The sequence below is a fragment of the Haematobacter sp. genome (genome assembly GCF_032102465.1).
Lineage (GTDB): Bacteria > Pseudomonadota > Alphaproteobacteria > Rhodobacterales > Rhodobacteraceae > Haematobacter.
Genome location: NZ_DAMDHB010000028.1, coordinates 1 through 19,300 on the forward strand (window position 1 = coordinate 1; position 19,300 = coordinate 19,300).

The 19,300-nt window shown below is 67.0% G+C and carries 18 protein-coding genes; 9 read left to right on the forward strand and 9 right to left on the reverse strand.

Annotation, left to right across the window (positions count from 1 at the left end; translation table 11 throughout):
• The 4 genes from RT513_RS15280 to hslV all read left to right on the forward strand — a co-directional run.
• The coding region (locus RT513_RS15280) for a PD-(D/E)XK nuclease family protein (protein ID WP_313534135.1) at positions 1-944 on the forward strand (944 nt) is incomplete at its 5' end.
• Positions 941-4,438 (forward strand): double-strand break repair helicase AddA, encoded by a 3,498-nt coding sequence (gene addA / locus RT513_RS15285; protein ID WP_313534136.1) that lies wholly within the window; start codon positions 941-943, stop codon positions 4,436-4,438. The genes RT513_RS15280 and addA, both read left to right, overlap by 4 nt.
• A 54-nt stretch (positions 4,439-4,492) precedes the next feature.
• On the forward strand, positions 4,493-4,813 hold the full coding sequence (gene trxA, locus RT513_RS15290) for a thioredoxin (protein ID WP_313534137.1): 321 nt from the start codon (positions 4,493-4,495) through the stop codon (positions 4,811-4,813).
• A gap of 73 nt (positions 4,814-4,886) precedes the next feature.
• Complete coding sequence (gene hslV, locus RT513_RS15295; RefSeq protein WP_088216354.1) at positions 4,887-5,450, forward strand: ATP-dependent protease subunit HslV; 564 nt, start codon at positions 4,887-4,889, stop codon at positions 5,448-5,450.
• 215 nt (positions 5,451-5,665) lie between these two features.
• On the opposite strand, the gene RT513_RS15300 is transcribed toward hslV, so the two are convergent.
• Positions 5,666-6,154 (reverse strand): pyridoxamine 5'-phosphate oxidase family protein, encoded by a 489-nt coding sequence (locus tag RT513_RS15300; RefSeq protein WP_290685092.1) that lies wholly within the window; start codon positions 6,152-6,154, stop codon positions 5,666-5,668.
• A gap of 79 nt (positions 6,155-6,233) precedes the next feature.
• Here RT513_RS15300 and hslU point away from each other — a divergent pair, with 79 nt between their 5' ends.
• The gene (gene hslU / locus RT513_RS15305; protein WP_088216352.1) at positions 6,234-7,535 is read left to right on the forward strand and encodes an ATP-dependent protease ATPase subunit HslU; all 1,302 of its coding nucleotides are present in this window, start codon (positions 6,234-6,236) and stop codon (positions 7,533-7,535) included.
• Positions 7,536-7,616: 81 nt separating this feature from the next.
• Here the strand turns inward: hslU and RT513_RS15310 are convergent, their stop codons facing one another.
• Entirely contained in the window at positions 7,617-9,911 is a 2,295-nt protein-coding gene (locus RT513_RS15310) for an adenosylcobalamin-dependent ribonucleoside-diphosphate reductase (RefSeq protein ID WP_290685089.1), read from the reverse strand.
• Between the two features lie 124 nt (positions 9,912-10,035).
• Between RT513_RS15310 and RT513_RS15315 the strand changes: the two genes are divergently transcribed.
• Complete coding sequence (locus RT513_RS15315) at positions 10,036-10,455, forward strand: DUF1489 family protein (protein ID WP_290685087.1); 420 nt, start codon at positions 10,036-10,038, stop codon at positions 10,453-10,455.
• Between the two features lie 411 nt (positions 10,456-10,866).
• On the opposite strand, the gene hisG is transcribed toward RT513_RS15315, so the two are convergent.
• Genes hisG through hisS form a run of 3 tightly spaced genes read right to left on the reverse strand, consistent with a single transcriptional unit; the run spans position 10,867 to position 14,164 of the window.
• On the reverse strand, positions 10,867-11,559 hold the full coding sequence (gene hisG, locus RT513_RS15320) for an ATP phosphoribosyltransferase (protein ID WP_088216349.1): 693 nt from the start codon (positions 11,557-11,559) through the stop codon (positions 10,867-10,869).
• Positions 11,550-12,662 carry an ATP phosphoribosyltransferase regulatory subunit gene (locus RT513_RS15325; protein WP_088216348.1) on the reverse strand — a complete coding sequence of 371 codons (1,113 nt, stop codon included), beginning with the start codon at positions 12,660-12,662 and terminating at the stop codon, positions 11,550-11,552. The genes hisG and RT513_RS15325 overlap by 10 nt, the downstream gene beginning before the upstream one ends.
• On the reverse strand, positions 12,662-14,164 hold the full coding sequence (gene hisS, locus RT513_RS15330) for a histidine--tRNA ligase (protein WP_290685084.1): 1,503 nt from the start codon (positions 14,162-14,164) through the stop codon (positions 12,662-12,664). Before hisS ends, RT513_RS15325 begins: the two co-directional genes overlap by 1 nt.
• Before the next feature lie 90 nt (positions 14,165-14,254).
• On the opposite strand from hisS, the gene RT513_RS15335 reads away from it, so the two are divergent.
• On the forward strand, positions 14,255-14,461 hold the full coding sequence (locus tag RT513_RS15335) for a SlyX family protein (RefSeq protein ID WP_088216346.1): 207 nt from the start codon (positions 14,255-14,257) through the stop codon (positions 14,459-14,461).
• Between the two features lie 173 nt (positions 14,462-14,634).
• On the opposite strand, the gene RT513_RS15340 is transcribed toward RT513_RS15335, so the two are convergent.
• Positions 14,635-15,618 carry an NAD(P)H-quinone oxidoreductase gene (locus RT513_RS15340; protein WP_290685081.1) on the reverse strand — a complete coding sequence of 328 codons (984 nt, stop codon included), beginning with the start codon at positions 15,616-15,618 and terminating at the stop codon, positions 14,635-14,637.
• On the reverse strand, positions 15,615-16,358 hold the full coding sequence (locus RT513_RS15345) for a COQ9 family protein (protein WP_290685079.1): 744 nt from the start codon (positions 16,356-16,358) through the stop codon (positions 15,615-15,617). Before RT513_RS15345 ends, RT513_RS15340 begins: the two co-directional genes overlap by 4 nt.
• Before the next feature lie 112 nt (positions 16,359-16,470).
• Here RT513_RS15345 and rpsU point away from each other — a divergent pair, with 112 nt between their 5' ends.
• The gene (rpsU, locus tag RT513_RS15350; RefSeq protein WP_084684048.1) at positions 16,471-16,677 is read left to right on the forward strand and encodes a 30S ribosomal protein S21; all 207 of its coding nucleotides are present in this window, start codon (positions 16,471-16,473) and stop codon (positions 16,675-16,677) included.
• 542 nt (positions 16,678-17,219) lie between these two features.
• Here rpsU and RT513_RS15355 read toward each other — a convergent pair.
• Together RT513_RS15355 and mscL are read right to left on the reverse strand one after the other, a co-directional pair.
• Positions 17,220-17,678, reverse strand: coding sequence for an Lrp/AsnC family transcriptional regulator (locus RT513_RS15355; RefSeq protein WP_035709296.1), 459 nt, complete (start codon positions 17,676-17,678; stop codon positions 17,220-17,222).
• An 82-nt stretch (positions 17,679-17,760) separates the two neighbouring features.
• Positions 17,761-18,159 carry a large-conductance mechanosensitive channel protein MscL gene (gene mscL, locus RT513_RS15360; protein ID WP_088216343.1) on the reverse strand — a complete coding sequence of 133 codons (399 nt, stop codon included), beginning with the start codon at positions 18,157-18,159 and terminating at the stop codon, positions 17,761-17,763.
• Between the two features lie 136 nt (positions 18,160-18,295).
• On the opposite strand from mscL, the gene htpX reads away from it, so the two are divergent.
• Entirely contained in the window at positions 18,296-19,261 is a 966-nt protein-coding gene (htpX, locus tag RT513_RS15365; RefSeq protein WP_290685073.1) for a zinc metalloprotease HtpX, read from the forward strand.
• The last annotated feature ends 39 nt before the right edge of the window (positions 19,262-19,300 follow it).

The window sequence follows — 19,300 nt, forward strand, 5'->3', positions numbered from 1 at the left end:
GCCCGCCCGCCGCCGCGCGGCCCATGGAACTGCCGGTGACGGATATCGGGCGGCTGATCCGCGATCCCTATGCGGTCTATGCGCGGCGCATCCTGCGGCTCCGCCCGCTCGACCCGCTCCGGCCCGAACCGGATGCGGCCCTGCGCGGCTCGGTGCTGCACGAGATCCTCGCGCGGTTCTCCACCGTCGATCCCAAGGCGCCCGAGGCGCGGGCGCGGCTGATGGAGATCGCCGACACCGTGCTGGCGGATGAAGTGCCCTGGCCGGTGGCCCGCCGCCTGTGGCGCGCGCGGCTGGACAGGGCGGCGGACTGGTTCCTCGCGCGGGAGGCGCGGCGGGACGGCACGCCCCGGCTGGTGGAAAAGCCGGGGGGGATCACGCTGGAGCCGTCCGGCTTCCGGCTGACCGCCCGGCCCGACCGGATCGACGAGCTTCCCGACGGGCGCATCCACATCTACGACTACAAGACCGGCAGCCCGCCCACGGAGAAGCAGCAGCGCGCCTTCGACAAGCAGCTTCTGCTGGAGGCCGCGATGGCCGAACGCGGGGCATTCGAGGATTTCGGTCTCGCCGATATCGCGGGTGCCACCTATATCGGCCTCGGCGCCACGCCGAAGGAGGAGCCGCTCGACCTCTCCCCCGCCGTGACGGCGGCGGCATGGGAGCAACTGGCCCAGCTCATCGCCCGCTATGCGGCGGAGGAGACGGGCTATACCTCCCGCCGCGCGATGTTCAGCGAAGGCAGCGCCGGGGCCTACGACCACCTCGCCCGCTTCGGCGAATGGGAGATGACGGCCGTGCCGGAGCCGGAAGATGTCGGACGGGATGCGGCGGAAGCCGGTCCCAGCCGGGACGAGCCGCCGACCAGGCGGGCAGGGGATACCGGCAAGGAGCCCGGGGATGCCACCCCCCACGCACCCCGGAACGGGAAGGACGACCGATGAGCCGCGACGCAGCCAGCCAGCGGCAGGTCGATGCCGCCAACCCCCGCGCCTCCACATGGCTTTCGGCCAACGCGGGCTCCGGCAAGACCCGCGTGCTGACGGACAGGGTGGCGCGGCTCCTGCTGAACGGGGTGGAGCCGCAGCGCATCCTCTGCCTGACCTATACCAAGGCCGCGGCGAGCGAGATGCAGAACCGCCTGTTTCACCGTCTGGGCGAATGGGCGATGCTGGGGGATGGGCCGCTTGGCGAGGCGCTGCTGAAGCTCGGCATTCCGGCGGCGGAGATCGGCACGGAGCGGCTGCGGGGCGCGCGCCGCCTTTTCGCCCGCGCGATCGAAACCCCGGGCGGTCTGAAGATCCAGACGATCCACTCCTTCTGCGCCTCGCTGCTCCGCCGCTTTCCGCTGGAAGCCGGGGTCACCCCGCAGTTCAGCGAGATCGACGACCGTGCGGCAGAGCTTCTGCGCGAGGAGGTGATCGAGACGCTGGCCGACGATCCCCGCCATGTCGCCGCCGTGGACGGGGTGGCCGCGCTCTGGACCGGGGACAGCCTGAGGGATCTGGTGGCCCAGATCTGCCAGCACCGTGCAGCCTTCGCCGATCCGCTGGACCGCCGGGCGGCCTTCACGCTCTTTGGTCTGCCGGAGGCATTCACCGCCGCAGATGTGCTGGCCGATGTCTGTCTGGGCAATGAGGGCGACCTCTGCCGGGAGCTGATCGCGGCGCTGGAGACTGGCGGCGCAACGGACCTGTCCGCCGCAACGAAGCTCCGCGCCGCGCGGTTCGACCCGATGGGGCTTGGCACGCTCGCGGCGCTGGAGGGCGTGTTCCTGACCGGTGCTGCGGCAAAGGAGCCGTTCACCGCCAAGATCGGCAGCTTCCCCACCAAGGCCACCCGCGCCCGCGTGCCGCGCATGGCGATGCTGGAGGATCTGATGAAGCGGGTGGAGGCGGCGCGGGCCAGGCGCCTCGCCCTCGTCGCGGCGGAGCGCGCCGCGGCGCTCCACCGTTTCGCCGCTGCCTTCCTGCCGGAATACGACCGGCGCAAGGGGGAGCGCGGCTGGCTCGACTTCGACGACCTCATCACCCGCGCCCGCGCCCTGCTGACGGACCGCGCCGCCGCGCAATGGGTGCTGTTCCGGCTGGACGGCGGGATCGACCATATCCTCGTGGACGAGGCGCAGGACACCAGCCCCGGCCAATGGGCGGTGATTGAACGGCTGGCGGAAGAGTTCGCCGCGGGCGAAGGCGCACGGGTGGAGACGCCGCGCACGCTTTTCGTCGTGGGCGACAAGAAACAGTCGATCTACTCCTTCCAGGGGGCCGATCTTGCGGTGTTCGAGGCGATGCGGCAGGAGTTCGGCCAGCGTCTCGCGCGGATCGAGATGCCGCTGGTGGAACTGACGCTCGCCCATTCCTTCCGTTCCTCCGCCGCCGTCCTCGGCGTGGTGGACGCGACTTTCGCGGCGGATGGCGGCAAGGGGCTTGGCGGCGACGTGAGCCACATCGCCTTCAAGAACGACATGCCGGGACGGGTGGACCTGTGGCCGCTGGTGCCCAAGGCGCGCGACCCGGAGGAGGACGTCTGGTACGAACCCGTCGATCTCGTCACCGATCAGCATCACGAGGCGCGGCTTGCCCGGATGATCGCGCGAGAGATCCGGCGGCTGATAGACGCGGGCACGCTGATCCCCGAAGGCAATGGCCGCACCCATCCGATGACGGAGGGGGACGTGCTCATCCTCGTGCGCCGCCGGAACACGCTCTTTCGCGAGATCATCCGCGCCTGCAAGCAGGCCGGCCTTGCGATCGCCGGGGCGGACCGGCTGAAGCTCGCCGCCGAAATGGCCATCCGCGATCTGACGGCGCTGCTCTCCTTCCTCGTCACGCCGGAGGATGACCTGTCGCTGGCCGCCGCGCTCCGCTCGCCGCTGTTCGGCTGGGGGGAGGGCGATCTCTACCGGCTGGCGGAGCCGCGGGGCGGCGCCTTTCTCTGGGAGGCTCTGCGGCGGGAGCGGGAGCGGCACGGGCCGACCCTTGCGATGCTGGACGATCTGCGCGACCAGTCGGACTTCCTGCGGCCCTATGAGCTGGCCGAACGCATCCTGACCCGCCACGGCGGGCGGGGCAGGCTTCTGGCGCGGCTGGGGCCGGAGGCGGAGGACGGGATCAACGCCTTTCTCGCGCAGGCGCTGGCCTACGAGCAGGCGGAGGTGCCGAGCCTTCAGGGCTTCGTCGGCTGGCTCGCCTCCGGCGATGTGGAGGTCAAGCGGCAGGTGGACGCGGCGGGAGGACGCATCCGGGTGATGACGGTGCATGGCTCCAAGGGTCTGGAAGCCCCCGTGGTCATCATGCCCGATACCGCCAAAACGCGCCCGCAGGAGCGGGAGCAGATCTACCTTTCCAACGGCACGCCGCTCTGGCGCACCGCCGCCGCCGAAAGTCCCGACCTCATCGCCAGCGCGCGCGGCGACCTTCTCGCACGGCAGGAGGAGGAACGGGCGCGGCTGCTTTATGTAGCGATGACGCGGGCGCAGTCCTGGCTCATCGTCTGCGGCGCTGGCGAGCCTGCGAAGGACCTGTCCTCCTGGCACGACCGGATCGCCGTGGGAATGGCGCGGGCGGCCGGGGCCAGTCTTGGTGCCAGTCTTGGTGCCAGTCCGGGCGCCAGTCTGGGCGCGGATCACGGCCGGGGGCTGGATGAGGGCCTGAAGCTGGTCCCCTGCCCGTTTCCCCCGGGAGAGGGCAAACGGCTTTCCTGGGGCGACTGGCCCGCCGACCGCCCCGCCGACCGCCCCGGCGAGGGCGTCGCGGCCAGCGGGGAGCCGGTGCCCGCCGCCCTTCCCGGCTGGACGATGCAGCCCGCACCGCCGCCGCGAGAGGAGCCCGGCCCCGTCTCTCCCTCCGCCCTCGGCGGCGCGAAGGCCCTGCCGGGAGAGTCCGGTCTGGATGAGGCGGCGGCCAAGCTCCGCGGCACGCGGCTTCACCTTCTGCTCGAACACCTGCCGCATTACCCGGCGGCGGAGTGGGACCGGCTCTCCCACGATCTGCTGGCGCTGGACGACGACCCGCCGCCGGCAGCGGAGCGGCTGGCCCTGCTCGCGGAGGCCCGGGCGGTCATCGGCAATCCGGCGCTTGGCTTCCTGTTCGCGCCCGACACCTTGGCCGAAGTGCCGGTCACGGCGGAAATCGGCGGGCGGCGGATGCTCGGCACAATCGACCGTCTTGTGATCACACACGATCACGTCCTCGCCATCGACTTCAAGTCGAACGCCGTGGTCCCTTCCTCGGAAGCGGGGGTGCCGGAAGGTATTCTCCGCCAGATGGGAGCCTATGCGGCAGCGCTCCGCCTGATCTGGCCCGGACGGCGTGTGGAGACGGCGGTGCTCTGGACGCGGACGGGGGTGCTCATGCCGCTCTGCCCGGCGCGGGTGGCCGCGGCGCTTGCCGAGGCGATACCCGCGACCCGGGAAGCCGATCCCTGTCCGCCTTGACGCTCCCCCTCGCCATACCTACGTTTCCCCCAACACTCACCCGAGGAGAATCCGATGGCCACGCAACCCGTCACCGATGCCACCTTTGACAGCGAAGTCCGCCAGTCCGACCTGCCGGTCGTGGTGGATTTCTGGGCCGAATGGTGCGGCCCCTGCCGCCAGATCGGCCCGGCGCTGGAAGAACTCGCCGCCGAATACGACGGCAAGGTCAAGATCGTGAAGGTGAATGTGGACGAAAACCCGCAGTCTCCCTCGCAGCTCGGCGTGCGCGGCATCCCGGCGCTGTTCCTGTTCAAGGACGGTGAGGTGGTGTCCAACAAGATCGGCGCCGCACCGAAGGCGGCACTCAAGAACTGGATCGACAGCGCGATCTGATCGCGGCGCGATCCATGGCAGGGGCGCCCGCATCGGGGCGCCCTTTTGCTTGGCATCCCGGAAGGAGAGAAGAATGGCGGAAGAACGGTTCCCCGGCTGGCATGGCACGACAATCGTCGGCATCCGCAAGGGCGACGAGGTGGTGGTCGCGGGTGACGGGCAGGTGAGCCTTGGCCAGACCGTCATCAAGGGCACCGCCCGCAAGGTGCGCCGCCTCTGCCCCGGCGGGGTGCGGGAGATCGTGGCGGGCTTCGCCGGGTCAACCGCCGATGCCTTCACGCTGCTGGAGCGGCTGGAGGCAAAGCTGGAGGCGACACCCGGACAACTCGCGCGCGCCTGTGTCGATCTGGCGAAAGACTGGCGGACGGACAAATACCTGCGGAATCTGGAGGCGATGCTGATCGTCACCGACGGGCGGGATCTGCTGGTGCTGACCGGCGCGGGCGACGTTCTGGAACCGGAGGACGGCGTGGCCGCCATCGGTTCGGGGGGCAACTACGCCAAGGCGGCAGCGCTGGCCCTGATCGACAGCGATCTTCCCGCCGAAGATATCGCCCGCCGCGCCATGAAGATCGCGAGCGACATCTGCGTCTATACCAACGGTAATCTGACCGTGGAGCGGATCACCGCCCCCTGACACCTGCGCGGGGAGGGCCCGATTCCTCCCCGCGTATTCAGGAGTCGCGGTCTGTCAGGCGGCCGGCCGCTTTGCACAGCCCTCACCCCGGCAATGGGTGCTCCTTTTCCCCGACCGTGGAGTTGCACTGACACTGGGCCGAGCGACAAGGGAAGACGCGGAACTGAAAGCTACACCCCGCGTCCCGCGAACCGGCGCGTCCCGCAAAAACGCCGTCAGAGGCGCACCTCCGCCACGTTGTCCTTGTAGTCCTCCTTCGGGTCGGAGCCGAACAGATGCTTGATCCCGGCCCACATGCCGCTGGCGTCCTTCCAGATCTCCGCGCTTTCCGGGTCGAAGCGGAGAAGCGCGAGTTTGGGATCGTCCTTCCCTTCCTCATACCAGGCGGCGATGTGACGGTTCCACAGGCGGTCCACCACCGCGCGATCATTATCGACCGTGAGCGAGCCGTGCAGGCAGGCAAAGATCCCGTGACCCTCCGAGGTGAACGTGGCAATGGCCCGCGACGTCTTGTCGCCCAGACCGCGCACAAGCTCGCTGTCGCGGCTGGTGAAGAACCACACGGGGCCGCCCTCGTCACCCTCGAAAAGCGCTGTCATCGGGCGGGTATGGCTGTCATCCTTGCCCGAAATACCCAGCATGACCGTCATGTCGGATTTCAGCGCTTTCCAGAAGTCGGCCGCGAGTTCCTGGGGGGTAGGCATTGTCATTCCTCCGCTACTGCATAATTGGGAAACGGGCGGAATGCGCGCGTGTTCCCGCAACTGACGAACAGGACCAGACATGACCAACCTTACCCCGCGCGAGATCGTCTCGGAGCTCGACCGTTTCATCATCGGCCAGAAGGAGGCGAAGCGCGCCGTGGCCGTTGCCCTGCGCAACCGCTGGCGGCGAAAGCAGCTTCCGCCCGAGATGCAGGAGGAGGTCTATCCGAAGAACATCCTGATGATCGGGCCGACCGGCGTCGGCAAGACCGAGATCTCCCGCCGTCTGGCAAAGCTCGCGAAAGCGCCGTTCATCAAGGTGGAGGCCACGAAGTTCACCGAGGTCGGCTATGTCGGCCGGGACGTGGAGCAGATCATCCGCGATCTCTGCGACGCGGCCATCGCGGAAACCCGCGACCGGATGCGCGAGGAGGTGAAGGCCCGCGCCCACAAGGCCGCGGAGGAGCGCGTCGTCGAAGCCATCGCGGGCCGGGACGCACGGGAACAGACGCGCGAGATGTTCCGCCAGAAGCTGAAACGCGGCGAGCTTGACGGGCAGGTCATCGAGCTGGAGGTGCAGGATACGTCCAGCCCGTTCGGGGGGATGGAGATCCCCGGCCAGCCCGGACTGGGGGCGGTCAATCTCGGCGATATCTTCGGCAAGGCGCTCGGCGGGCGGCGCGTGAAGCGCAAGCTGAGCGTGGCCGAAAGCTATGAGGTGCTGATCGCGGAGGAGGCGGACAAGCTCATCGACGACGAAACCGTGACGCGCGCCGCGCTCGAATCGGTCCAGCAGAACGGCATCGTCTTCATCGACGAGATCGACAAGGTGGTGGCTCGGGGCGATGCCCGCGGCGCGGAAGTGAGCCGCGAGGGCGTTCAGCGTGACCTGCTGCCGCTGATCGAGGGGACGACCGTTTCCACCAAGTATGGCCCGGTCAAGACGGACCACATCCTCTTCATCGCCTCCGGTGCCTTCCATGTCGCCAAACCCTCCGACCTGCTGCCGGAGCTTCAGGGCCGCCTGCCGATCCGGGTGGAACTGCGGGCGCTGACCGAGGAGGATTTCGTGCGCATCCTGAACGAGACGGACAACGCGCTGACCCGGCAATATGCGGGGCTGATGGGCACGGAATCGGTCACCGTCACCTTCACCGACGATGGCATCGCCGCGGTGGCGCGGATCGCGGCGGATGTGAACCGCTCGGTGGAGAACATCGGCGCGCGGCGGCTTTACACGGTCATGGAGCGGGTGTTCGAGGAGTTGTCCTTCACCTCGCCCGACAGAGCGGGCGAGACCGTAACGGTCGATGCCGATTTCGTGGAGAACAACGTGGGCGCGCTGGCGCGGTCCGCCGATCTCAGCCGCTACGTGCTCTGAGCGGTTTTCTCTCCCGGCGATGAACCGGCCTCATCGGGCCGGCTCATTCCCCCCTCCCATGCGTGGCGCGGACCCTTGCCTTCACGAACATTTGGAATAGCCGCAGTCCAGACAGGTCATGCAGCCCTCCGCCATGTGGAGATCGTGGCCGCCGCAGTTGGGACAGGCGGGGCCGCGCTGTTCCCCCACCGCCACCCGCTCCGCACGGGGATCGGACTTCAGTCCCTGGCCCTCGCCCGCGATGAACCCGATGGAGACGAGGTGCCGCTCGATCACCCCCCCGATCGCAGCAAGGATGGAGGGCACGTAGCGCCCCTCCATCCAGGCCCCGCCGCGCGGGTCGAACACCGCCTTCAGCTCCTCCACCACGAAGGACACGTCCCCCCCGCGCCGGAACACGGCGGAGATCATCCGCGTCAGCGCCACGGTCCAGGCATAGTGTTCCATGTTCTTGGAGTTGATGAAGACCTCGAACGGCCGCCTCTGACCGCCCACGACGATATCGTTGACGGTGATGTAGATCGCATGGTTCGAATCGGGCCATTTCAGCTTGTAGGTCTGGCCTTCCAGCGCCTGCGGCCGGTCCAGCGGGTCGCTGAGATAGACGACCTCCCCTCCGGTGGCGGCACGCGCGGGTCGTTCCCCCGCGGGCGCGGGAGTGGCCGCGGGCTCCGGTTTCGTCTCCGCCACGGTCAGGACCGATCCCGTCACGCTGTTGGGACGGTAGGTGGTGCAGCCCTTGCAGCCGGTTTCATAGGCGGCGAGATAGACATCCTTGAATGCGTCGAAGGAGATATCCTCTGGGCAGTTGATCGTCTTGGAGATGGAACTGTCGACCCATTTCTGTGCCGCCGCCTGCATCCGCACATGGTCGAGCGGGGCGAGGTTCTGGGCATCCACGAACCACTCCGGCAGGGGCGCATCGCCGAACCGCTCCCGCCACAGGCGGACGGCGTAATCCACCACTTCCTCCTCCGTCCGCGATCCGTCCTTCTGGAGCACCTTGCGCGTGTAGGCATAGGCAAAGACCGGCTCGATCCCGGAGGAGACGTTGCCTGCGAAAAGCGAGATCGTCCCCGTCGGCGCGATGGAGGTGAGCAGCGCGTTGCGGATGCCCTTCTCCCGGATCGCGGCCCGCACCTCCTCATCCATGTCGCGCAGGGAACCGGAGGACAGGAACTTCTCCACGTCGAACAGCGGAAAGGCCCCCTTCTCCGCCGCCAGATCGGCGGAGGCGAGATAGGCGGAGCGCGCGATGGCATGGAGCCATTCCTCCGTCCGCAGGGCGGCCTCCTCCGAGCCATAGCGCAGGCCCAGCATCAGCAGCGCATCCGCCAGCCCCGTGACGCCCAGCCCGATCCGCCGCTTCGCCTCCGCCTCCGCCGCCTGTTCCGGCAGGGGGAAGCGCGAAGCATCGACGACATTGTCCATCATGCGGACGGCCACGCGCACCAGATCGTCCAGCGCGTCGAGATCCAGCCGCGCCTCCGCCCCGAAGGGATCGGAGACCAGCCGCGCGAGGTTGACGGAACCCAGCAGACAGGCCCCATAGGGCGGGAGCGGCTGCTCCCCGCAGGGATTGGTGGCGGAGATCGTCTCGCAATAGGCGAGGTTGTTCATCGCGTTGATCCGGTCGATGAAGATCACCCCCGGCTCCGCATAATCATAGGTGGAGCGCATGATGCCGTTCCACAGGTCACGCGCCTGCACCGTGCGATAGACCTTGCCGCCAAAGGTCAGATCCCACGGCCCGTCCGCCTTCACCGCCGCCATGAACGCGTCCGTCACCAGAACGGAGAGGTTGAACATCCGCAGCCGCGCGGGATCGCGCTTGGCTTCGATGAACGCCTCTATGTCGGGATGGTCGCAGCGCATGGTGGCCATCATGGCGCCCCGCCGCGATCCGGCGGACATGATCGTGCGGCACATCGCATCCCACACATCCATGAAGGAAAGCGGGCCGGAGGCATCCGCCGCCACGCCCTTCACCTCCGCCCCCCGCGGGCGGATGGTGGAGAAATCGTAGCCGATGCCGCCCCCCTGCTGCATGGTCAGCGCGGCTTCCTTCAACATGTCGAAGATCCCCGCCATGCTGTCCGGGATCGTTCCCATGACGAAGCAGTTGAAGAGCGTGACGCTGCGGCCGGTGCCAGCCCCCGCAATGATTCGGCCTGCAGGCAGGAAGCGGAAATCCTCCAGCGCGGCGTAGAAGCGGTTTTCCCATGCGCCGGGGTCTGCTTCCGTCTCCGCCAGTGCGCGGGCGATGCGGCGCCAGGTATCCTCCACCGTGCCGTCCACGGGGGTGCCGTCCGCCTGCCGGAGCCGGTACTTCATGTCCCAGATCTGTTCGGCAATGGCAGTTTCAAAGCGGGACATGGCAGAACCCTGTATGTTGTGTGCGAATTGGCGGATGACACAAGATAGGCATTGATCTGTCAGGGTCAACCTTGCCCTCCGGCCGATCCGCGCCTATGTGATCCGGTATCCCCCGGAGGCGATGATGACCGATTCCCTGCATATCGTGAAGCTTTGCGTCGGCGCTGAGGCGGTCGATGACCTGATCCGCTGGCAGAAGGAGCGGTATCCCGCCGGCAATCCGGTGCATGTCACGCGCATGTGGCCGAAGCGGGAGACGGACATCCTCTCGGGCGGTTCGCTCTACTGGGTGTTCAAGGGGCTGATCCTCGCCCGTCAGCGTCTGCTGGCGTTCGAGGAACGCGATCACGGCGACGGCATCCGGCGCTGCGGCTTCGTGCTGGACCGGGAGGTAGTGCAGACCCATCCGATGCCCCGGCGCCCGTTTCAGGGCTGGCGCTACCTTGCCGCCGCCGATGCGCCGCGGGATCTGCCCAAGGGGCGGGAGAACGAGGATCTTCCCCCCGCCCTCGCCGCCATGCTGGATGAGATCGGCCTTCGCTAGCAGACCGCTCTTGGCAGGCTGTTGAAAAAGCCTTTCCGAGCTGCGTCGAAGCGGAAGTCATTCGCGATCTGACGAAACCCGGCCGGAAATCCATACGTTTCGGATCATCCCAGAGCCGATTTCCCGTCTCCAGAGCATGGACACGACACTTCAGGCTTCTTCAGCAGCCTGCCAAGCCCGAGCCGGAGCGGGAATCGCTCGCGATCTGACGAAACCCGGCCGGAAATCCGTACGTTTCGGATCATTCCAGAGCCGATTTCCCGTCTCCAGAGCATGGACACGACACTTCAGGCTTCTTCAGCAGCCTGCCAAGCCCGAGCCGGAGCGGGAATCGCTCGAGATCTGATGAAACCCGGCCGGAAATCCACATGGTTCGGGCCGGCTTTCAGAACATGGACGGGACACAGCCTGCTAGACGCCGATCCGGGCGGAAAGCTGGGTCAGCGCGCTGCGCTCCCCCTCGGTCAGCGGCGCGCTGCGCGACAGGAACAGCGTGGCTTCCGACCGGTGGATGAGACCGTCCGACAGGATCTTCAGGTGGTTGGCGCGCAACGTCTCCCCGGTGGAGGTGATGTCGGCGATCGCCTCCGCCGTCAGGTTCTTCACCGTCCCCTCCGTCGCGCCTTGACTGTCCACAAGCTGATAATCGGCCACGCCGTTGTCGCGCAGGAACTCCCGCACCAGCCGGTGATATTTGGTGGCGATACGCAGCCGGTGCCCGTGGCGCGCCCGGAAATCCGAGGCTACGGCGTCCAGATCGTCCAGACAGTCCACATCGACCCAGAGCGCCGGAACCGCGATCACCAGATCGGCGAAGCCGAAGCCCAGCGGGGCCAGCGCCTCTGCCCGTTGCTGCCAGTCGACGATCTTCTCCCGCACCAGATCGGATCCGGTCACGCCGAGATGGATGCGGCCCGCCTGAAGCTCCCTTGGGATCTCTCCGGCGGAGAGCAGGACCAGTTCCACACCCTCCACGCCGCCGACATGGCCGGAATATTCCCTGTCGGACCCCGTGCGCATCAGCCGCACGCCGCGCGCGCCGAACCATTCGAAGGTCTTTTCCATCAGGCGGCCCTTGGAGGGCACGCCGAGCTTCACCGCCATTCGCCCGCCTCCTTCAGCTCCGCCAGCACGCCCGGCCGGATGATGCCGCCGACCGCGGGGATCGACTGCCCCAGCCCCAGCCGGGAGGTCATCGCGTCATAGCGCCCGCCGGTCGCCACCGGCGGAAGATCCGGGCGGCGTTCGGCGTAGAAGCCAAAGACGAAGCCGTCGTAATATTCCAGCGTGGTGCGCCCGAAGCTCGCCTCGAAATCCAGCCGGTCCACATCGATCCCGTGCGCGACCAGAGCATCCAGCCTGAGAGACATCCGTTCCACCGCCGGAAACAGCCCCGGCATGTCCACGGAGAGATCCTCCAGACGGCTGAGCGCGGCGGGCGCGGTATCGCGCAGCCCGATCAGCTCATCCAGTATCTCCGCCTGGAGGGCGGGGATCGGTGGCGTATCGGCCTCCTCCACCAGATGGCGCACCCGGGCGGCGACTTCCTCATCGCTGCGCAGACCGACGGCGGTGCCCGCTTCCCAAAGGAGCCGCTCGACCGGCGTCGCGGCAAGCCCCCGCAGCATCCGCTTGCGCGCATCCGTGGGTTTGGTGCGGCCGGAATACTGGTCCAGCAGGGCGCGGAACCGCCGGGGCCGCCAGATGTGGTGATGAAGCCGCGCCTTGCGCGCCTCCGACGTCTCCAGCGCGTTCACCGCGGCCAGCAGCAGGCCCATGTCGCCCGTTGCGGCCCGAAGGCCGAGCGGGGCCAGTATCTCCGCGAACAGCGCAAAGACCTCGGCATCCGCCGCAGGAATATCGTCGCGGGCAAAAAGCTCGTAACCCACCTGGAAATACTCGCTGGCCCGCGCGCCGCGATGTTCCTGACGGCGGAAGACCTCGCCGAAATAGGTGTAGCGGGCGGGCTCCGCGCCCTGCGCCATGTGCATCTGCACGACGGGCACGGTGAAGTCCGGGCGCAGCATCTGCTCCCCCCGGAGCGGATCGGACGTCACATAGGCGCGGGCGCGGATATCCTCGCCATACAGGTCCAGCAGCGTTTCGGCAGGCTGGAGGATATCCGTCTCCACCGGCAGGGCGCCTGCCAGCAGGAACCGCGAAAAGATCGCCTCGCCCTCGGCCCGTGCGGCTGCTTTCGCCGGCATCAATACCGCCCGAGGATGCTGCGCACCCCCTGCACCAGTTCGCTCCGCGGCAGTTCGATCTGCGCAGGCTGGGATTTCCATTCCTCAAGGCTCGCCTCGGCGGCGATCCTGGCGCCCAGATACAGGTCCTTGAGCTGCACGACGCCCCGCGCGCGCTCATCCGATCCCTGGATCACCGCGACAGGAGAATTACGTTTGTCGGCATATTTGAGCTGGTTGCCGAAGTTCTTCGGGTTGCCCAGATAGACCTCCGCCCGGATCCCGGCATTCCGCAGTTCCGCCACCATCGACTGGCAATCCGCCAGCCGCTCGCGGTCCATCACGGTGACGATAACCGGGCCGGCAGCTTCGCCGCCGATCCGCCCCTTGGCCCGCAGCGCGGCCAGCAGACGGTCCACGCCGATGGAAACGCCGGTCGCGGGCACTGTCTGGCCGGTGAAGCGCTTCACCAGATCGTCATAGCGCCCGCCGCCCGCAACGGAACCGAACTGCCGCGGACGGCCCTTTTCATCGAGGATCTCGAAGGTCAGCTCCGCCTCGAACACCGGGCCGGTGTAATAGCCAAGGCCGCGGACCACCGCCGGGTCGATCATCACCCGATCCGCCCCGTAGCCTTGCGCATCCAGAAGCTCCGCGATCTGTTCAAGCTCGCCCACGCCCTCCAGCCCGATGGCCGATGCGCCGACGAGTTCCCGCAGCCGGGCCACGGTCGCCGCACCGCTGTCGCGCCGCGCGGCCATGAAGCCCATGACCACATCGGCCTGCTCCGGGCCAAGCCCCGCGCCCTTGGTGAAATCACCGGATTCGTCCCGCCGCCCCTCGCCCAGCAGGGCGCGGACACCCGCCTCCCCCAGCCGGTCGATCTTGTCGATGGCGCGCAGCACGATACCGCGCTCGGAGGCGAAGCGATCAGGGTCGGCGGGGTCGAGCACGCCTGCGACCTCCATCACCCCGTTCAGCACCTTCCGGTCGTTCACGCGCACGACATAATCGCCCCGCGGAATCCCCAAGGTTTCCAGCGTGTCGGAGAGCATCGCGCAGATCTCGGCATCCGCGGCCACGCTGGCGGAACCCACCGTATCGGCATCGCACTGATAGAACTGGCGGAAGCGTCCCGGTCCGGGCTTTTCGTTCCGCCAGACAGGCCCCATGGCATAGCGACGGTAGGGGGAGGGCAGGTCGTTACGGAACTGCGCGGCCACGCGGGCCAGCGGCGCCGTCATGTCATAGCGAAGCGCGAGCCAGTCGCCCTCGTCCTGCCAGGCGAAGACGCCATCATTCGGGCGGTCCACATCGGGAAGGAACTTGCCGAGCGCCTCCACCGTCTCCACCGCCGGGGTTTCCAGCGGATCGAAGCCGAAGAGATGATACACCTCGGCAATCCGGTCGAGCATGGTCTTGCGTTCGGTGACCTCTGCCCCGAAATAGTCCCGGAAGCCGCGGGGGTTCTCCGCCTTGGGTCGGCGGGTTCCCTTGGCCTGGCTGCCCTTGTCCTTCGCCATCGGTGTGCCTCGTGGTTGACGGGCGTCGTCTAGCGGATGGACCCGTTCGGGGCAAGGCAATGCGGCTTTTTGGCCCGAAAGGAGGAGATTATGGATGACCGCCTTACGCGAGCGGAGGAACAGATCGCCCACCTCACCCGGATCGTGGAGGACCTGTCGGACGTGACGAGCGCGCAGGCCCGTGACCTTGCACGCCTGACGCGGCTCGTCTCCCTGCTGATGGAGCGGGAGGCGGAGCGCGAGATGCAGGCCGGGGGCACGATCCCGCTCGCCGACCAGAAACCGCCGCATTACTGAAAGGGCCGGGCCACCGCCCGCCCTTTTCGGGCAAGGGGCCGCAGAAAAAGGGGCCGCAGAGATCCGCCGCATGAGCCACGGCCGCTGCGGCCCTGTCCGACAGCCCGCTCCGGCCCACGCCAAGCGCAGGCCCGGAGGGCGGAGGACCGGCCAACCCTCCGGCAGTCCCCTCCTCACGCCACCTTCAGGACGATCTTGCCGATATGGGCGGAGCTTTCCATCCGCTCATGCGCCCGGGACGCCTGCTCAAGCGGAAAGACCGAATCCATCACCGGGGCCACACGCCCTGCCGACAGCAATGGCCAGACCGACGCCTCAAGCCCCTGCGCGATTCGCGCCTTGTCGAGATCGGAGAGCGGCCGGAGCGTCGATCCGGTGACGGATAGCCGCCGCCGCATCGGCAGGCCGAAATTCACCTCCGCCGTCGGACCGGAGAGGAAGGCGATCTGCACCAGCCTGCCATCCTCCGCCAATGCGCGCAGATTGCGCGGGATGTAATCGCCCCCCACCATGTCAAGGATCAGGTCCGCCCCGCCTTCCCCCTTCAACACGGCGACGAAATCCTCCTCCCGGTAGTTGATCGCCCTCTCCGCGCCCAGAGCCCGGCAGGCGTCGCACTTTTCCCCGCTCCCCGCCGTGGCAAAGACCCGGGCGCCAAAGGCATGGGCAAGCTGGATGGCCGTCGTGCCGATGCCGGAGGATCCACCGTGGACGAGGAACCGCTCCCCCGCCTTCAGCTTTCCGCGGCCAAAGACATTGGTCCAGACGGTGAAGAATGTCTCGCAAAGTGCCGCCGCAGCGGCGGGCTCAAGCCCCTCCGGCACCGGCAGCGCCTGCCCCCAATGGGTCACGACATAATCCGCGTAGCCGCCGCCGGGCGTCAGGGCGACAACCGCATCCCCCGCCTTCCAGCGCTGCGCTCCCGGCCCAACGGCAACGACATGACCCGAGACCTCCAACCCCGGCAGGTCGGAGGCCGTGGGGGGCGGTGCATAGTTCCCGGCACGTTGCAGGGCATCGGGACGGTTCACGCCCGCATAGTCCACCCGGATCAGGATCTGTCCGTAGCCCGGTTGCGGAATCGGGCGCTCCACCAGGCGCAGCACTTCAGGCCCGCCGGGCCGCGATATCTCGACGGCACGCATGGACCGGCTCATTCCGCCGTCCTCCCGAGCGGGCCGGGGGCCGTCCTTGATCGCCGTCCGGGCAACCCGTCCCTCCGGCACCGGTCGGGCGAGGGCACCTGCCGGGCCAGCCAGTCGGGGCCGGTCATCAGCAGATTGAATCCGGGCGTCTTGCGCAGGAAGGACTTGGTCTTTTCGATCCGCATGACCCCGTCGATCCGGCGCTCCAGAAACGCCGCGGTTGCGCTGCTGTCTGGCGTTTCGTCCCCAAGCCAGTAGAGCACCGTCACGCCAAAGACCCCGGAAAGGCTTGCGCGTTTCGTGTACCAGTTCAGGTCGTCCGCCGTGTCGCCAAGCGCGGTCCAGATGGCATCCGCCGTCTGCCAGACCAGCCGGGATCCCTCCGCCGCGTGCTGGGGCAGCGAAAAGAGCGTCATGCCGCGGCGCACCGCCTCCCGGTCCCCGGCGAGTTCAAGGCGCAGCATGACGGCCTTTGCAACCCGCTCGCGGAAGCGCAGGGCGGAAAGGTCGCTTGTCGCCAGCGCCTCTGCCATGCGCCTGTCGCCGCGGACGTGGAAAGCGTGCGCAAGATCGATTGCGCCCCGCGGCGCGGCCATATGCCCCAGAGTGGGATCGAGCCCCGAATCATCCACAGCCGCCCTGTAGGTGACGGCAGTCCAGCCATCGAAGACGACATGCGGCAGCGCCGCGTCCAGAAGGCGATCGCGAACCTCCTCCATAGAATGAGCTGAGCCGGAAGAAGTTTCGGTCATGGCAATTCCCCTTTTCCTTGCGAGGCGCGGTGGACAACCCCTTTACCCTCTGATATGGAGCGGCGTCCTGCACCTGACAGAAACCCTAGACCAGAAAGGTGGTGACAACCACATGCAGGTAAGCGTTCGCGATAACAACGTCGAACAGGCCATGCGCGCTCTGAAGAAGAAACTTCAGCGTGAGGGCGTGTTCCGTGAGATGAAGCTCAAGCAGCACTTCGAAAAGCCTTCCGTCAAGAAGGCGCGTGAGCAAGCCGAGGCCGTTCGCCGGTCGCGTAAACTGGCTCGCAAGAAGGCGCAGCGCGAGGGTCTCCTCTGAGCCTCTGACGCGACGGGTAACCTCATGGTTGCCGAACCCCCGCTGCTTTTGCGCGGGGGTTTTCTTTTGTGCAGAGGCCGGCAACGCCATCGGCGAAGGCGGGGGGGCCTGTCTGGCAGGAGCACTCTCGGGGGAGGGCGGCACTTTGGCAGACTGCTGAAAAAGGCCTTCGGGTCTGCGAGAGCGGAAATCGTTCGCATCTGGGGAACTCCAGCCAGAGACCCACGCGTTTCTGGTAGTTCCCGGGCTGATTTCCCGATTTCCCGAGCCCCGATTTCCAGAGCATGGACATAACACGTCAGACCTCTTTCCGCAGCATGTTAGCCCCGAACGCGTCGGCGCCCGCTGGCCAGAGACCGCCGGAAAAGGCCCGCCCGCCTACCGTGGTGATGCTCCCCTTGGGCGGGAGGCAGACGGGCAATCAAGGCAACGACCCTCGGGCCTTGCAGCGCGATCACCGGCTGTCTGCTTCCGGTATCAGGGCGCGTGAGCTGATCCGCTTGGATATCACCCCTGTAGCCGCAGCGCTTGCACGGAAAGGGCTATACGGGAATCGCCGTGGTGCGGAAGACGGTGCGCAGCGCGAAGGAGGAATGCATCTGCGACACCCCCGGCAGCTTCGCCAGATATTGCCTGTGAATCCGGGCGAAATCCTCCGTATCGGAGGCCACGACTTTCAGCAGATAATCCGCGGACCCCGCCATCAGGTGACATTCCAGAATGTCGGGGACGCGCGCCACCTCGCGCTCAAAGGCTTCCAGCACCTCATCCGCCTGACCGGAAAGCGTGATCTCGACGAAGACCGTCGTGGGCACCCCCATGCGGCGTTCGTCCAGCAACGCGACATAGTCCCGGATATACCCTTCCTGCTCCAGCCGCTGGACGCGACGGTGACAGGCGGAAGCGGAGAGGTTCACACGCTCCGACAGGTCGGAGTTTGAAATCCTCCCCTCCTTCTGCAGGACGATGAGGATTCGACGGTCCGTCGCATCAAGTTCCATTCAGCGCAAACTTCTTCGAAAAGGGGCGGAAAATCCGGTAGAGCCTACCAATATTTCCGCCCCTGACGAAGGGGTTATTGCATCAGACGGCAGGGCGATTTTTCAGCTCGTCACGGATTTCGGTGAGAAGCTTGATCTCCGGCGGATCCTCGGCCTTCTCCTCCTTGCCTTCCATATGCGCGAATCTGCGTGCCGTGTTCACACCCTTCACGATCAGGAACACGACCCAGGCGATGATGAGGAAGTTGATCACCGCCATGATGAACTTGCCGTAAGCGAATTGCGCGGCATTCGGCCCCTCGCCCAGGACGATCGACAGGCCGGAGAAATCGAGGCCACCGGTGAACAGCGAGATGATGGGGTTGATGAGATCCGCAACCACGGAATTGACGATTGACGTGAACGCGGCACCGATGATGATACCGACAGCGAGGTCGAGCACGTTGCCGCGCGCGATGAAGTCCCGGAATTCCTTCAGCATTCTCTGCTCCAATCGAATGGTCGGCGGCAAAGGAGACCGCCGGTGCCTGCGAAAGAAGTTGAACCCCTCGTGTTGTTTGTCAACACTCGCTTCGAGAGCCACATATCTCTCTCGGGATCCGTTGCGGGGATGACAGATGACCGGATATGCCAAGACAGCGCTGCTGATGGCCGCCATGACGGCGGTTTTCATGGGCGTCGGATATCTGCTGGGCGGACAGGGCGGCATGATCTTCGCGCTGATCTTTGCAGCGCTGATGAATGTCTTTACCTGGTGGAACTCTGACAAGATGGTGCTGAAGACCTATTCAGCCCAGCCCGTTGACCCGAGAACCGCGCCCGAATTCTATCGCATGGTGGAAGGGCTGGTGGCGCGCGCGGGGCTGCCGATGCCAAAGCTCTACATTCTGCCCAACGACCAGCCGAATGCCTTTGCCACGGGCCGCAACCCGGATAACGCCGCCGTCGCGGTGACCACCGGCCTCATGCGCGCCCTGACGATGGAGGAGGTGGCGGGCGTCGTTGCGCATGAGCTGGCCCATGTGAAGCACCGCGACACGCTCATCATGACCGTGACCGCAACCTTTGCCGGGGCGATTTCCATGCTGGGCAATTTCGCGCTGTTCATGCCGCGTGACCGCAACAGCCCGATGGGGCCGCTGGGTGGCCTGATCGCCATGATCGTGGCGCCGATGGCGGCGGCTATCGTCCAGATGGCGATCAGCCGGACGCGGGAATACGAGGCGGATCGGACAGGGGCGGAAATCTGTGGCCAGCCGCTCTGGCTTGCCTCGGCGCTTCAGAAGATCGAGGGCTATGCCAGCCGGATCGACAACGTCCCGGCGGAGCGCAATCCGGCCACGGCGCCGATGTTCATCATCAATCCCCTGCATGCCTTTCAGCGTGACAGGCTGTTTTCCACCCACCCCTCGACTGCTAACCGGGTTGCGGCCCTGAGGGAGATGGCCGCGCGCATGGGAAATACCGCCGCGCCGAGGGCAGCACCCCTGCAGGACAGATCTGCCCCCGATGCTGGATTGAGCACCAGCCGCATCCCGCCCTCCGGCACGAAACGGCCCCCCGGAGGAGGCTGGCCGACCTGACCCGTTCAAGGGCTCGCGTCATACCAAAGCGGCTGCCCA

What these genes read in the sequence shown, in the direction of transcription:
- rpsU (WP_084684048.1), top strand. Translation starts at nt 16,471, where the DNA reads ATGCAGGTAAGCGTTCGCGATAACAACGTCGAACAGGCCATGCGCGCT.
- hisG (WP_088216349.1), bottom strand. Translation starts at nt 11,559, where the DNA reads ATGGCGGTGAAGCTCGGCGTGCCCTCCAAGGGCCGCCTGATGGAAAAG.
- htpX (WP_290685073.1), top strand. Translation starts at nt 18,296, where the DNA reads ATGACCGGATATGCCAAGACAGCGCTGCTGATGGCCGCCATGACGGCG.
- hisS (WP_290685084.1), bottom strand. Translation starts at nt 14,164, where the DNA reads ATGGCGAAGGACAAGGGCAGCCAGGCCAAGGGAACCCGCCGACCCAAG.
- RT513_RS15315 (WP_290685087.1), top strand. Translation starts at nt 10,036, where the DNA reads ATGACCGATTCCCTGCATATCGTGAAGCTTTGCGTCGGCGCTGAGGCG.
- trxA (WP_313534137.1), top strand. Translation starts at nt 4,493, where the DNA reads ATGGCCACGCAACCCGTCACCGATGCCACCTTTGACAGCGAAGTCCGC.
- hslV (WP_088216354.1), top strand. Translation starts at nt 4,887, where the DNA reads ATGGCGGAAGAACGGTTCCCCGGCTGGCATGGCACGACAATCGTCGGC.
- RT513_RS15340 (WP_290685081.1), bottom strand. Translation starts at nt 15,618, where the DNA reads ATGAGCCGGTCCATGCGTGCCGTCGAGATATCGCGGCCCGGCGGGCCT.
- mscL (WP_088216343.1), bottom strand. Translation starts at nt 18,159, where the DNA reads ATGCTGAAGGAATTCCGGGACTTCATCGCGCGCGGCAACGTGCTCGAC.
- hslU (WP_088216352.1), top strand. Translation starts at nt 6,234, where the DNA reads ATGACCAACCTTACCCCGCGCGAGATCGTCTCGGAGCTCGACCGTTTC.
- RT513_RS15355 (WP_035709296.1), bottom strand. Translation starts at nt 17,678, where the DNA reads ATGGAACTTGATGCGACGGACCGTCGAATCCTCATCGTCCTGCAGAAG.
- RT513_RS15325 (WP_088216348.1), bottom strand. Translation starts at nt 12,662, where the DNA reads ATGCCGGCGAAAGCAGCCGCACGGGCCGAGGGCGAGGCGATCTTTTCG.
- addA (WP_313534136.1), top strand. Translation starts at nt 941, where the DNA reads ATGAGCCGCGACGCAGCCAGCCAGCGGCAGGTCGATGCCGCCAACCCC.
- RT513_RS15310 (WP_290685089.1), bottom strand. Translation starts at nt 9,911, where the DNA reads ATGTCCCGCTTTGAAACTGCCATTGCCGAACAGATCTGGGACATGAAG.
- RT513_RS15345 (WP_290685079.1), bottom strand. Translation starts at nt 16,358, where the DNA reads ATGACCGAAACTTCTTCCGGCTCAGCTCATTCTATGGAGGAGGTTCGC.
- RT513_RS15335 (WP_088216346.1), top strand. Translation starts at nt 14,255, where the DNA reads ATGGATGACCGCCTTACGCGAGCGGAGGAACAGATCGCCCACCTCACC.
- RT513_RS15300 (WP_290685092.1), bottom strand. Translation starts at nt 6,154, where the DNA reads ATGCCTACCCCCCAGGAACTCGCGGCCGACTTCTGGAAAGCGCTGAAA.